Source organism: Mesorhizobium sp. ES1-4 (assembly GCF_020164745.1).
Lineage (GTDB): Bacteria > Pseudomonadota > Alphaproteobacteria > Rhizobiales > Rhizobiaceae > Mesorhizobium.
On sequence record NZ_JAIUGV010000001.1, the window covers coordinates 496,919 to 509,562 of the forward strand.

Genomic DNA, 12,644 nt, shown 5'->3' on the forward strand with positions numbered 1-12,644 from the left:
GTTGCTAGAACTGGATCGCTGCGTAGAACATGGCGAAAAGCCCATCGAGGATGATGACGATGAAGATCGACTTCACCACCGAGGCAGTCACATGCTGGCCGAGTGATTCGGCGCTGCCGCCGACCTTCATGCCCTCGACGGAGGCGATCGTGCCGATGATCATCGCCATGAACGGCGCCTTGATGAGTCCGGCAAAAATGGTGCTGAGATCGATGGCGACGCGCAGCCTGTCGAGGAAAGCAGCCGGCGGAATGTCGGAGTAAAGCCAGGCAGCGACAATGCCGCCGCCGAGTGCCGCGAAGTTGGCGATGATCGTCAGGCAAGGCAAGGCGATCACCAGCGCCACAAGGCGAGGAAAGACCAGGACGCCGATCGGATTGAGGCCGATGACCTTGAGCGCATCGACCTCTTCGCGCATCTTCATGGAGCCGATTTCGGCGGTGATCGCGCTGCCGGAGCGGCCGGCGATCATGATTGCCGTCATCAGCACGCCGAGTTCGCGCAGGATCAGCACGCCGACGAGGTCGACCACGAAGATGTCGGCCCCGAAATAGCTGAGCTGGTAGGCGCCCTGCTGGGCCACGATGGCGCCGACGATCGCCGACATCAGTACCACCACGGGGATAGCGCCGACGCCCATGCGATCGATCTGGTTGAAGATCGCAGCCGGGTTGACGGCATGGCCGCGGCCGAGCTTCATCTGCGCGCCACGGATGGTGGCGCCCAATATGTTCATCGAGGCGAGGAAATCGTCGCGCATCTCGTAGACGCGCCGGCCAACCGCCTCCAGGGCCCGAATGACGATGTTGGGTGGCCGCGCCGGCCGGGATTCGGGCTCGCGCCGGACGGCCTCGCTGACCGCTTCGAGCAGTATGGAAGCGACATCGCTTTGGCCCTGCAGCCTTACCTCGATGTTCTTCTTCTCGAAGACGCTGACCAGCCGGTCGATCAGCCAGGCACCGGCGGTATCGATCTTCTCGATTTTCGAAAGATCGAGCGCCAAAATCTTGAAACCGCTTCGCTTCTCGATTTTACGCATGTCGGCGTCTATCAGTGCCACGGTCCGGGTGGTCCAGACACCGGAGAACGCGCAGCCGAGGACGCCATCCTCCTCGCCAATGGCCACGCGCGGGTCGTGGTCAGCCCCCGATGCGGTCGTGCCGCTTGCGTCGCGTTTGCCGATGGTCAACATGGCGTCCTGTTTAGCCTGATGAGCCCGACCTTGTCGATTTGCCGACAACCCTTCTCGCATAGCCGGAGCAGAAAAAGATATGGCGCGTGTCATTTCGGTCGAGGCCGAGCGTTTTCCAATCGCCGGCACCTTCACCATTTCGCGCGGCTCCAAGACCGAGGCCGAGGTCATCACCTGCACCATCAGCCAAGGCGGTCATAGCGGGCGCGGCGAATGCGTTCCCTACAGGCGCTATGGCGAGACCCTGGACGGTGTCCGTGACGCGATCGAGGCGATGAGCGAACGGGTTGCCGGCGGGATGGACCGCACCACCCTGCTCGGCGCCATGCCTGCCGGGGCGGCGCGTAACGCCATAGACTGTGCCCTTTGGGACCTTGAAGCCAAGATCAGCGGCAACCCGGTGGCGAACGCGATCTGGCCAGCCCCGTTGCATCGGCTCGAAACCGCCTACACGCTGTCGCTCGGCGAACCCGAGGCGATGGCGGCCCAGGCCCGCGCCAACGCCGGCAGGCCGCTGCTCAAGGTCAAGATCGGTGGCGACAACGACATCGCCCGCATCCGGGCGGTCAGGCAGGCCGCGCCCGAGAGCCGGCTGATTCTCGATGCCAATGAAGGCTGGACCGACGACAACATCGTCGCAAATCTCGCTTTTGCCGCCGAGCAAGGCATCGCGCTGATCGAACAGCCGCTGCCGGCGGGCCGTGACGGCATTCTGCGCCACATCGGGCATCCCGTCCCGATCTGCGCCGACGAAAGCGTGCATGAGGCAACCAACCTGGAAGTGCTCATCGGGCTCTACGATGCCGTCAATATCAAGCTCGACAAGTCCGGCGGGCTGACGGCGGCGCTGATCTTGCGCGACCGCGCCCGTGAACTGGGTTTTGGCGTCATGGTCGGCTGCATGGTCGGCACGTCGCTGGCAATGGCGCCGGCGGTGCTGCTCGCGCAAGGAGCCGATTTCGTCGACCTTGATGGCCCGCTGCTGCTTGCCCGCGACCGCGTGCCGGGTCTCGTCTACCAGGGATCGCTCGTCTTACCCCCGGAAAGGGCGCTGTGGGGCTGAGCGCGCGGCAAGCCCGATCAGCACCAGGCCGATGATCGCGATCGGGATCATGGCCAGGAACCCGTCGGCGCCAAGACGGTCATAGAGCGGACCGGACGCAAGCGTGACGGCGGCCATGAAGAAGCCGTTGAAGAAATAGGCGATGCCCTGGGCGGCGCCGGTGCGCTCTTCGGGGACAGTTTCGGCGATCATCTTCTGCAGGCCGATCAGCACCATTGCGACAGACACCGCATGCAGCGACTGCACGGCGAAGAAGCCCCCAACGCCAAGGCCGAGCGGCCACACCAGCGGAAAGGCGATCCAACGCACGATCGAACCGATGCCGGCAATGAGCATGACCCGCACGACGGAGACGGAGGCGAACAGACGGTTGAAAAACACGAACATGCAGACCTCGGACACAACTCCCCATGCCCATAGCAGGCCGACGAGCGAATCGCTGATGCCGATCGATTTCCAATAGATCGAGACGAAGCCGTAGAGGAAGGCATGGCTGGCGGTGATGATGCCGACGCCAAGCGTGAAATAGAGGAAGTACGCATTGAACAGACCCGGCGCCGCGAGCTGGATTTCTGCCGCCGACAGCGGCGAGGCCTTGCGCGGCCGTCCCAGGCGCGGCGCAAGCAGCCCTGCGATGAGTGCCGCGCCAAGGGCAAGGAAAATGATCACCGGAACGGCCTGAGGACCAGTGGCCGCCAGGATGAAGCCGCCCGCGACATTGGCCAGGAGATAGCAGATCGACCCCCATTTGCGCATGCCCGCGTAATTGGACCCGAAGCGGCGCACGCCTGAAAGCGCCAGCGAATCGGCGATCGGCGATTGCGGCGTCCAGACTATGGTCAGCAGCAACGACACCGCCAGCACCGTCGTGTAGGTCGGCGTCAGGAAGTACCCCGCGGAGAGCAGCAGCGACACCGCGACGAGCACGACATAGACATCGGCGCGGTCCCTCGCCCGATCGGCGAGTGTCGTCAGCAGCGGCGTCGTCACCACGCGCAAAAACATCGGCGCCGCCAGGATGATGGCGATCTGCTCGGCGTGAAATCCCTTGGCCTGCAGCCAAAGCGGGAAATAGGGCAAATGGGTGCCAAGCGATATGAACAGCGTGCCGAAGATCAGGCTCATGCGCAGTTCAAAACGGCTCGGCTTCACAAGTTGTTCGGGCGAAAGCGGTGGCAGCGGCATGAATCGATCCAATGGCGCTGCGCTCAACGAGCGGCGAGCAGCGCAAATCGATCCTTAACATGAGGAAAAACCGGGCGAAACCGGCTGGACCATTCGATTGACAGCAGAAAGCGCAGGCCCGGTTTCCGCCTCAGGCGGCCTTCACCACCCTGTCCTCGATGAGCATCGGGATGAAGGGCTCGTCAGGCGCTTCAGGCAGCACATGCGCCCAGGTCAGGATCTCCATGCGACCATCGAAATGCTCCACCACGGCCGTGCAGCTCTCCACCCAGTCGCCGGTGTTGATATATTGCACGTCGCCATAGCTTTCGATGGCGGCATGGTGGATGTGCCCGCAGATGACGCCATCGACATGTGAGCGTCGCGCTTCCTCGCTAAGTACGGTCTGGAACGAGCCGATGAAGTTCACCGCCTTCTTGACCTTGACCTTGGCCCAGGACGAAAACGACCAGTAAGGCAGGCCGAGCAGTTGGCGCAGCCGCGTGATCACCCGGTTGACCTGCATGGCGGCGTCATAGGCATGGTCGCCGAGATAGGCGAGCCAACGCTGGTTGTGGACGACGGTGTCGAACTGATCGCCATGGATGACCAGCAGCCGCCGGCCATCGGCGGTTTCATGGATGGCGCGGTCGGCAACGACGATGCCGCCGAAATGCACGCCCTGGAACTGGCGGGCGAACTCGTCATGGTTGCCGGCTATATAGGTGATGGTGGCGCCCTTGCGCGCCTTGCGCAGCAGCTTCTGCACGACGTCATTGTGACTTTGCGGCCAGTGCCAGCTGCGCTTCAGGCGCCAGCCGTCGACGATATCGCCGACCAGATAGATGATGTCGGCATCGTGGTAGCGCAGGAAATCGATCAGGAAGTCGGCCTTCGCCGCCTTCGAGCCCAGATGGACATCGGAAATGAACATGCTGCGGAAAGTGCGGGGCTCTTGGCCTGACATCGCGGATTCACCCTTGCTTTCGAGCAGCCTATGACCCGATTCATGCAACAACCGTATGACGGTTGCGATTGGTCCAGCGCTGGGGCTAGCCTACCGGGCAAATCACAGGAGAAATCGTCATGGATCTCGGCATCAGGGGGAAGAAGGCAATCGTCTGCGCTTCGAGCAAGGGGCTTGGAAAAGGCTGCGCCATGGCGCTGGCCGAAGCCGGTTGCGATATCGTCGTCAACGGCCGGAACGCGGAGCTGGTCGCGAGAACCGCCGCGGAACTGCGCGAGCGCCATGGCGTGACGGTGACGGAAGTGGTCGGCGACGTATCCAAGCCGGAGGTGCAGAAGGCGCTGCTTGCCGCCTGCCCCGAACCCGACATCCTCGTCAACAACAATGGCGGCCCGCCGCTTCGCGATTTCCGCGAACTCGATCGCGCCAAGATCCTTGAGGGCGTCACCCAAAACATGGTGACGCCGATCGAACTGGTGCAGGCGGTCATCGACGGTATGGCAAAGCGCGGCTTCGGCCGTATCGTCAACATCACCTCGCTGTCGGTCTATGTTCCAATTCCAGGCCTTGACCTGTCATCGGGCGCGCGCGCCGGCCTGACGTCGTTCCTTGCCGGCGTGGCGCGCACGGTGATCGAGCGCAACGTAACCATCAACAGCCTGCTTCCGGGCAAGCTTGACACCGACCGGCTGCGCGGCCCGCACGAGGCCGGCACGCCAGAGGATCCTCAGGCGGCCGCGGCGCGCAAGGCCCGCATCAGCGCCGACGTGCCGGCCAAGCGGCTCGGCACGCCGGAGGAATTCGGCCAGGTCTGCGCCTTCCTGTGCTCTGTCCATGCCGGCTATCTGACCGGGCAGAACATACCGGTGGACGGAGGTCTCTACGTCAGCGCTTTTTGACCGGCGCGTCTGCGAATCGGCAGAACCTAGTTTCGCATGAAACGGCGGTAACCAGCTGACAAACATCGGGTTTCGGCGTACCGGCATTTAAAGCTGCCGGCGCGTCAATTAGCGTCGCGAAAAACCTCGGCCTCATGTTAAAAGGACTCCCGAAGCAGGTTTCGAGGGAGCGGCCGCATGGAAAGCGAGAACAAGAAAACGGCACGTTCGGACCTCGACGAAGCCGCCCTCTTCTTCCACAAACACCCGACGCCGGGAAAGCTCGAGATCCAGGCCACCAAGCCACTCGGCAACCAGCGCGACCTGGCGCTCGCCTATTCGCCCGGCGTCGCCGCCCCTTGTCTCGAAATCCGCGACAATCCGGCGACCGCCGCCGATTACACGGCGCGCGCCAATCTGGTCGGCGTCGTCTCCAACGGCTCGGCCGTACTCGGCCTCGGCAATATCGGCCCGTTGGCCTCGAAGCCGGTCATGGAAGGCAAGGCGGTCCTGTTCAAGAAGTTCGCCGGCATCGACGTCTTCGACATCGAGATCGACGCGCCGGAAATCGAGCGCATGGTCGAAACGATTGCCGCACTGGAACCGACTTTTGGTGGCATCAACCTCGAGGACATCAAGGCGCCGGAGTGTTTTGAAGTCGAAGAACGGCTCAAAGCTCGCATGAGCATACCCGTGTTCCATGACGACCAGCACGGCACTGCCATCATCGTCGCCGCCGCCGTGCTCAATGGGCTGGAATTCGCCGGCAAGACCATTTCGGACATCAAAGTCGTCACCTCCGGCGCCGGGGCCGCCGCCCTTGCCTGTCTCAATCTGCTCGTTTCGCTCGGCGTGCGCGTCGAGAACATCTGGGTCACCGACCGTTTCGGCGTCGCCTACAAGGGGCGTGTCGACGAGATGGACCGCTGGAAAGACCCATATGTAAAGGACACCGAGGCGCGCACGCTGGCCGACGTCATAGCCGGCGCCGACGTCTTTCTTGGCCTCTCGGCCGCCGGCGTGCTGAAGCCGGAGCTGCTTCAACACATGGCGCCCAAGCCGTTGATCCTGGCGCTGGCCAATCCCAATCCGGAGATCATGCCGGAAGTGGCGCGCGCGGCGCGTCCAGACGCCATGATCTGCACGGGCCGCTCCGATTTCCCCAATCAGGTCAACAACGTACTTTGCTTTCCCTACATCTTCAGGGGAGCCCTCGACTGCGGCGCCAGCGCCATCAACGAGGATATGAAGATGGCGGCGGTGCGGGCCATCGCCGCCCTTGCCCGCGAAGAACCTTCCGATGTCGCCGCGCGCGCCTATTCCGGCGAGACGCCGATCTTTGGCCCTGACTTCCTGATCCCCTCGCCCTTCGACCCCCGCCTCATCCTGCGCATCGCTCCGGCCGTCGCCAAGGCAGCATGCGACACCGACGTCGCCACGCGGCCGATCACCGACTTCGCCGCCTATGTCGACAAGCTCAACCGCTTCGTCTTCCGCTCCGGCCTGGTCATGAAGCCGGTGTTCTCCTCCGCCAAGGCTTCCAGTGCCAAACGGGTCATCTATGCCGATGGCGAGGACGAGCGTGTCCTGCGTGCCGCCCAGGTGGTGCTCGAGGAAGGCATCGCCGAGCCGATCCTGATCGGCCGCCCCCATGTCATCGAGGTCAGGCTGAAGCGCTACGGCCTGCGCATCAAGCCCGGTGTCGATTTCGGCCTGGTCAACCCGGAGGACGATCCGCGCTACCGCCACTATGTCGACCTCCTGATCGAACTCGCCGGCCGGCGCGGCGTGACGACGGAGGCCGCACGCACCATGGTGCGCACCGACAACACGGTGATCGCGGCGCTGGCGCTGAAGCGCGGCGATGCCGACGCCATGGTCTGTGGCCTCGAAGGCCGTTTCGAGCGGCATCTGCGCAACTTGACGCTTGTCATCGGGCCGCGCACCGGCATCAAGGACCGGGACCTGTCGACCCTTTCCATGCTGATCTCGCAGCGCGGCATCATCTTCCTCACCGACACTCATGTCTCCGTCGACCCGACGGCCGACGAAATCGCCGAGATGACCGTGCTGGCGGCCGAGGAAATCCAGCGCTTCGGCATCGAGCCAAAGGCGGCACTGCTTTCGCATTCCGATTTCGGCTCGCGCGATTCGCCGAGCGCGCTGAAGATGCGTCAGGCCGCTGCGATTCTGGCGCGCATCGCGCCGGAGCTGCAGTGCGATGGCGAAATGCATGCCGATTCCGCCTTGTCGGAGCATCTGCGCCAGCGCGTCTACCCACATTCGCGCCTGAAGGGCGAAGCCAATCTTCTGGTGTTCCCGAACCTCGATTCGGCCAACATCACGCTGACGGCGCTGCGGGCCATGATGGATGCCCTGCATGTCGGCCCCATCCTTCTTGGCACCGACAAGCCGGCGCACATATTGACACCCTCGGTGACCTCGCGCGGCGTCGTCAACATGACCGCGCTGGCGGTGGTCGAAGCCGCTCACAAGGCGCAGGCGATCGTCAATCTGGACTGAACCCTCTTCTGGAAACCCAATAGATCCAGCTGTGGGCGGCGAACCGCCGCGCGCGTGTACAGGATCGAGTGTTGCGAGCCAACAACTGTTAACCGCGAAATCCGGCATTGGCCGAATGCGGATTTCTCGAAACGGACCAGTTTGATATGGTCACCCCGTCTGGTTAGGCGGTGAGAATGTCATGAGAGCCCTGTTGCTCGCTTCGGCAATGCTGTCTGTGATTGGCGCAAAGGCGTTCGGCGCCGACGCCATCGGGTCGGCGCCGGCCGTTCATGACTGGTCCGGCGTCTATGTCGGCGGGCATCTCGGCTATGGCTTCGGCAGCACCGACGCGGCCTACAATCTGCCAAACACGCCAACGATCCGGGGCACGCAGGATTTTGACATCGACGGCTTTCTGGGCGGTGTCCAGATCGGCTACAACTACCAGGTCAACTCGGCGGTGCTGGGGATCGAGGCCGACATTTCGGGCGCCGATATCAAGGGGCATTCCGACGAGATCAATGTCGGTGGGGGCGATGTCTACGACACCAAGGTGGATTGGTTCGGGACGATCCGCGCCAGGGCGGGCTATGCGTTCGACAACACTCTTGTCTACGCGACCGGCGGCCTCGCTTTCGGAGGTGTCGAGAACCGGTATCTCGATGGGCCCGCCAACAGCTATTCCGAAAAGAGCACCAAGGTTGGCTGGACGATTGGCGCGGGGCTGGAGCAGGCAATCACCGATCATTGGTCGGCAAATGCCGAATATCGATATGTCGACCTGCGGGACCAGACGATCGATTACGGCCCCAACTCCAATACGACCTTCGACAACACGTTCAGCACGGTCAGGATCGGCATGAACTACAAGTTCTGACGGCTGACCTGGCCTGTTGCCGAGACTGGTGGGCACTATCGAATGGGCGCCGGTTTTCGGCCGGCAACGAGGCGACTTGCGAAATGGACGATTAACCGCGAACGGGTTAGCCTTGGCGACCACATGCAAGCGGGATCGAGATAGATGGCAAGCGGAGGTTTGAAGCAGGCGCATGCCGCCGTGCTGCTCGGCCTCCTGCTGTCCGGCGCGGCGGTCACCGAGCCGCAGGCCGCTTCAAGGGTCTGCCGTCAACTGGAGGCCGACCTCGCGGCGGCTTCGCGCGGCGGTGGCGGTGGTTCGGCACTGGTCGGGAAATACGACGCCGCGATCGAAAGGCAACGCGAACAGATCTCGAAAGCTCGCGGTCAGGCGAGCAGTGCCGGCTGCGGGTTCTCGCTGTTTTCGCGCAACATCAACCAGTGTGCCGGACTGAATGCCACCATCGCGCGCATGAACGCCAATCTGGATAGTCTGCAGGCCAAGCGTGCTCAACTCGCCGGCGGCGGCTCACGCCGCGACAGGGGCCGTATCCTGGCGGCGCTCGATGCCAATGACTGCCGGGACGATGCGGCGGCACCCCGCCGCGAGCCTTCGCGGGAGGCCAATCGTGAAGACGCCAATCGTGAGGGCGGGGGCAATGCCAACCTCTTCGACCAGCTTTTCGGCAGCGACAACCGGCGGATCGATACGCTGGACCAGCCTGACGATTCCGGCGAGGAACGCGATGTCTCCCGCCAAGCCGGCATTCCGGACTTTGCGGGCAGTGGCGGCGAATTCCACACCAGTTGCGTGCGCACTTGCGACGGCTATTTCTTCCCCATGTCGAACGCCGCCTCGGCCGGCGACTTCGAGCGTGACCAGAAGAATTGCGAATCGGCCTGCCCGGGCACCGAGATGCAGGTCTTCTATTCGCGCGGCATGGACGACGATTCGGCATCGATGACATCATCGGTCACCGGCAGGCCCTACGGCGAATTGCCGACCGCCTATCTCTACAAGCAGCCCAACATGTCGCTGCCACCCGCTTGCGGCTGCAATGCCGCGCAGAATTTTCAGATCATTGGCGGCAACCCGCCAAGCCAGCAACAATCAGAGCCCGCCCCGGATGCGGCGCCGGTTATTCCGGTGCCGGCCTCGAAGCCTGATCCGGGTGCCGACCCGGAAACCCTCGCCAATATGGAAGGCGGGCTCGACCGTGAAGCCATCAAGCGCCTCTCGGCCAAGCCGGTGACATCGCCCGTTTCGGCCGTGCCGCCGGAACAGCGCAAGGTCAGGGTCGTCGGGCCAACGTTCCTTCCCGACCCATCAGGGGCAATAGATCTGCAAGCTCCGGCCCCGAAGGCAGTCCAGTAAGGGCAAGCCTGAGCGGCATGAACAGCGCCTTGCCCTTGCGGCCCGTCGCTTCCCTGATCTTGCCGGTCCAATCCTTCCAGACCGTCCCGTTCCACGGCTCCTCAGGCAGGAGATCGAGTGCCTGATGGAGGAAATCGCGGTCGTCATCGGAAAATTCGGGCTTCTCCTGCGGCCCTTCGCGCAGGACTCGCCACCAGGCAGCCGCATCGGCAAGCCGGTCGAGATTGCCGCGCACCGCCAGCCAGAACGGTTCGGCGTGTTCGCCGGAAATACCCAGCACCATCAGCCGGTCCCGCGCCTCGTCGAACGGCATATGGTGCAGCAGCGCCCGGTTGAGCACGAACAGTTCGTCCGGATCGAACTTGGCCGCCGATTTCGAGGTCGCGGCCGGGTCGAAATGGCCGGCGAGTTCGGTCAGGTCATGCGCGGCCGCGACATTCTCCGATGTGCCGACCAGCACGGCCAGCGAAGCGACGGCCATCGGCTCGATGCCGTCTTCGCGCAAGCTCTCGATGGAAAGTGCGCCGGTGCGCTTCGACAGCCCCTCGCCCGAGACGGTGGTCAGCAGATTGTGGTGGCCGAAGACGGGCGGCTCGGCGCCCAGCGCCTTGAACAGGGCGATCTGCACGCCGGTATTCGTGACATGATCGTCGCCGCGAATGACATGGCTGACGTGCATCTCGATATCATCGACGACGGAGGGCAGCGTGTAGAGATAGGTGCCGTCCTCACGCACCAGCACCGGATCGGACAGCGAAGCCAGATCGACCGTCTCCTCGCCACGCACCAGATCGTTCCAATGGATCTCGGTACGCTCCGGCTGCAGCGGATCGCTGGAGAAATTGGGCAACAGGAAACGCCAGTGCGGCCTTCGCCCGTCGGCTTGATATTCGGCCACCTGCTCTGTCGTCAGCGCCAGTGCCTCGCGGCCATAGACCGGAGGCAGGCCCCGCGTGCGGCGCACCTTGCGCCTGAGGTCGAGTTCTTCCGGCGTTTCGTAGCAGGCGTAAAGGACACCCGCCGCTTTCAGCCGCTCGACCGCCGCGTCATAGATTTCGAAGCGCCGCGACTGATACTCGGTGGCATCCGGGAAAATGCCCAGCCAGTGCAGGTCGTAAAGGATGGCGTCGGCGAATTCCTGCTTCGAGCGGGCGATGTCGGTGTCGTCGAAGCGCTGGATGAAGCGGCCCTTGTTGTTGAGGGCAAACAACCAGTTGAACAGAGCGGTGCGCGCATTGCCGATATGGATGCGGCCGGTCGGTGACGGGGCGAAACGAACGGTAACTGTCATAAGCGGGGCGTACCGGATGCCTTTGTGATTGACAAGATGCGCCCCCGCACCGTGCCGCAGACATAGAACATGGCGGCTGGAATGAAAAGACCGGCAGGATGCGTCTCCGGCGGCGCATGGGCGACGGCCAGCCGACGAAGAAATTGTCGAAGGCGATCAGCGGCCGAAATCGTCGGAACTGAGACGAGTCCAGCGGTCGCCAATCAACCCGCCAATAGCGATGTCGCCCGAGCGGACCGCTTGCGTGACCTCGGCTATCCGCGAGCGGACCATCGTCCCCCCGGCGTAGCGGAAGAAGAGATTCCTATAGCCGAAGAGTTGAGGCATGAAGCTGCCCTGGGTCTGCCCGGTGATGCCCACGCAGCCCATATCCCGCGCGGCCGCGACAAGGCCTTCCAGCGTCGCGCCCCAGTGATGTCCGGAAGCCTGGATTTGCAACAGGATCGCCATGTCGCCTGCTTGACCGTAGAAGGCATAGCAACCGAGCATTTTGCCCGTCTCGTCGTAAGTCCCGCCGAAATGAAGTGGGCCGTCGGCTCGCTTCTCTGCCGCCAATGCGAGCAGCCGCTGCAACTCCCCATCCCGCCAACTCGGCCGAAGCGAGTAATCGGACAGGAGGGTCGGAAACCGCTCGGCAAATTGCGCGGCATCGATCGGCTCGGCATGGACCCGATGCGACGATGAAGGCTGCACGGGCGGTTCGAACCTTCGCTTCGCGAGAGCGTCGAATGCCCTGGCGCAGGGATCGAGTGCCAAGCGAGGCAGGCGAGGCCACTTGCGGTGCAGTGCCGCGGCGGCCATGGCGGCCGGCCGGAAGATATAGGTCCATCCCAGACAATGGACCGGCAGGAGCTGGTATTTCATCGGACGCGCGAAAGCCAGAGATACCCGGTTGGCCGAATCCGTCAGTTGCAGATCGAACCCGCCTTGATGCAAGGCACGCAGCAATTGCGGCCCCGCCGAGCCGTGATCGGCGCCAGGGTCGGCCATGAACGGACCGATGATCGCCGCTTTCAATGCCGCCCCGTTGAGCTCGTAGCGGGCTTTCAGGACGCCGAGGAACCCACCGAGGTCGCCTTGCGGGTTGATCTGGACAAGTGCGCTGCTCGCACCGGGCCGACCGGCGGGGTCAAGATAGATCTTTCTCATATACTCGGCCGTCTCCGCGATCGCGCGATCGAGGAGGTGACGGCGCCGCCGGCGAAACTTCGTCAGGAAGAGTGCGGCGACGCGTTCGAGATCTTCGGCGGCAAGCGGCCGAACCGAGCCGTGCCGGGATTCCAGCACCGATGGCGCAGCCACCTTTTTCACACCGGCAGGTTCGGAAACAAGATGCATCGTGAGACCGCTTAGG

General features: G+C 63.5%; 10 protein-coding genes. 5 read left to right on the forward strand and 5 right to left on the reverse strand.

The window, feature by feature from the left end; genetic code table 11:
- Positions 1-4: 4 nt before the first annotated feature.
- Entirely contained in the window at positions 5-1,192 is a 1,188-nt protein-coding gene (locus tag LB556_RS02560; RefSeq protein WP_224563017.1) for an ABC transporter permease, read from the reverse strand.
- A 79-nt stretch (positions 1,193-1,271) separates the two neighbouring features.
- Between LB556_RS02560 and dgcA the strand changes: the two genes are divergently transcribed.
- On the forward strand, positions 1,272-2,255 hold the full coding sequence (dgcA, locus tag LB556_RS02565; protein ID WP_224563031.1) for an N-acetyl-D-Glu racemase DgcA: 984 nt from the start codon (positions 1,272-1,274) through the stop codon (positions 2,253-2,255).
- On the opposite strand, the gene LB556_RS02570 is transcribed toward dgcA, so the two are convergent.
- Both LB556_RS02570 and LB556_RS02575 read right to left on the reverse strand, forming a co-directional pair.
- Positions 2,226-3,440 (reverse strand): MFS transporter, encoded by a 1,215-nt coding sequence (locus LB556_RS02570; RefSeq protein ID WP_224563033.1) that lies wholly within the window; start codon positions 3,438-3,440, stop codon positions 2,226-2,228. The genes dgcA and LB556_RS02570 overlap by 30 nt on opposite strands.
- A 130-nt stretch (positions 3,441-3,570) precedes the next feature.
- Complete coding sequence (locus tag LB556_RS02575) at positions 3,571-4,386, reverse strand: UDP-2,3-diacylglucosamine diphosphatase (protein ID WP_224563036.1); 816 nt, start codon at positions 4,384-4,386, stop codon at positions 3,571-3,573.
- A 119-nt stretch (positions 4,387-4,505) separates the two neighbouring features.
- Here LB556_RS02575 and LB556_RS02580 point away from each other — a divergent pair, with 119 nt between their 5' ends.
- The 4 genes from LB556_RS02580 (at position 4,506) to LB556_RS02595 (ending at position 9,999) form a co-directional block, all read left to right on the forward strand.
- The gene (locus LB556_RS02580) at positions 4,506-5,285 is read left to right on the forward strand and encodes an SDR family oxidoreductase (RefSeq protein ID WP_224563039.1); all 780 of its coding nucleotides are present in this window, start codon (positions 4,506-4,508) and stop codon (positions 5,283-5,285) included.
- 177 nt (positions 5,286-5,462) lie between these two features.
- The gene (locus tag LB556_RS02585; RefSeq protein WP_224563041.1) at positions 5,463-7,787 is read left to right on the forward strand and encodes an NADP-dependent malic enzyme; all 2,325 of its coding nucleotides are present in this window, start codon (positions 5,463-5,465) and stop codon (positions 7,785-7,787) included.
- A 181-nt stretch (positions 7,788-7,968) separates the two neighbouring features.
- Positions 7,969-8,646, forward strand: a complete 678-nt coding sequence (locus LB556_RS02590; RefSeq protein WP_224563057.1) for an outer membrane protein — start codon at positions 7,969-7,971, stop codon at positions 8,644-8,646.
- A 144-nt stretch (positions 8,647-8,790) separates the two neighbouring features.
- A complete protein-coding gene (locus tag LB556_RS02595) occupies positions 8,791-9,999 on the forward strand; it encodes a DUF2865 domain-containing protein (RefSeq protein ID WP_224563059.1) in 1,209 nt (402 codons plus the stop codon).
- On the opposite strand, the gene gltX is transcribed toward LB556_RS02595, so the two are convergent.
- Positions 9,917-11,290 (reverse strand): glutamate--tRNA ligase, encoded by a 1,374-nt coding sequence (gene gltX / locus LB556_RS02600; RefSeq protein WP_224563061.1) that lies wholly within the window; start codon positions 11,288-11,290, stop codon positions 9,917-9,919. The genes LB556_RS02595 and gltX overlap by 83 nt on opposite strands.
- 156 nt (positions 11,291-11,446) lie before the next feature.
- Positions 11,447-12,628, reverse strand: a complete 1,182-nt coding sequence (locus tag LB556_RS02605; protein WP_224563063.1) for a hypothetical protein — start codon at positions 12,626-12,628, stop codon at positions 11,447-11,449.
- Between the last annotated feature and the right edge of the window lie 16 nt (positions 12,629-12,644).

Bases quoted from the DNA above. Each gene is read 5' to 3' on its own strand.
- LB556_RS02560 (WP_224563017.1), bottom strand. From the start codon at position 1,192: ATGTTGACCATCGGCAAACGCGACGCAAGCGGCACGACCGCATCGGGG.
- dgcA (WP_224563031.1), top strand. From the start codon at position 1,272: ATGGCGCGTGTCATTTCGGTCGAGGCCGAGCGTTTTCCAATCGCCGGC.
- LB556_RS02570 (WP_224563033.1), bottom strand. From the start codon at position 3,440: ATGCCGCTGCCACCGCTTTCGCCCGAACAACTTGTGAAGCCGAGCCGT.
- LB556_RS02575 (WP_224563036.1), bottom strand. From the start codon at position 4,386: ATGTCAGGCCAAGAGCCCCGCACTTTCCGCAGCATGTTCATTTCCGAT.
- LB556_RS02580 (WP_224563039.1), top strand. From the start codon at position 4,506: ATGGATCTCGGCATCAGGGGGAAGAAGGCAATCGTCTGCGCTTCGAGC.
- LB556_RS02585 (WP_224563041.1), top strand. From the start codon at position 5,463: ATGGAAAGCGAGAACAAGAAAACGGCACGTTCGGACCTCGACGAAGCC.
- LB556_RS02590 (WP_224563057.1), top strand. From the start codon at position 7,969: ATGAGAGCCCTGTTGCTCGCTTCGGCAATGCTGTCTGTGATTGGCGCA.
- LB556_RS02595 (WP_224563059.1), top strand. From the start codon at position 8,791: ATGGCAAGCGGAGGTTTGAAGCAGGCGCATGCCGCCGTGCTGCTCGGC.
- gltX (WP_224563061.1), bottom strand. From the start codon at position 11,290: ATGACAGTTACCGTTCGTTTCGCCCCGTCACCGACCGGCCGCATCCAT.
- LB556_RS02605 (WP_224563063.1), bottom strand. From the start codon at position 12,628: ATGCATCTTGTTTCCGAACCTGCCGGTGTGAAAAAGGTGGCTGCGCCA.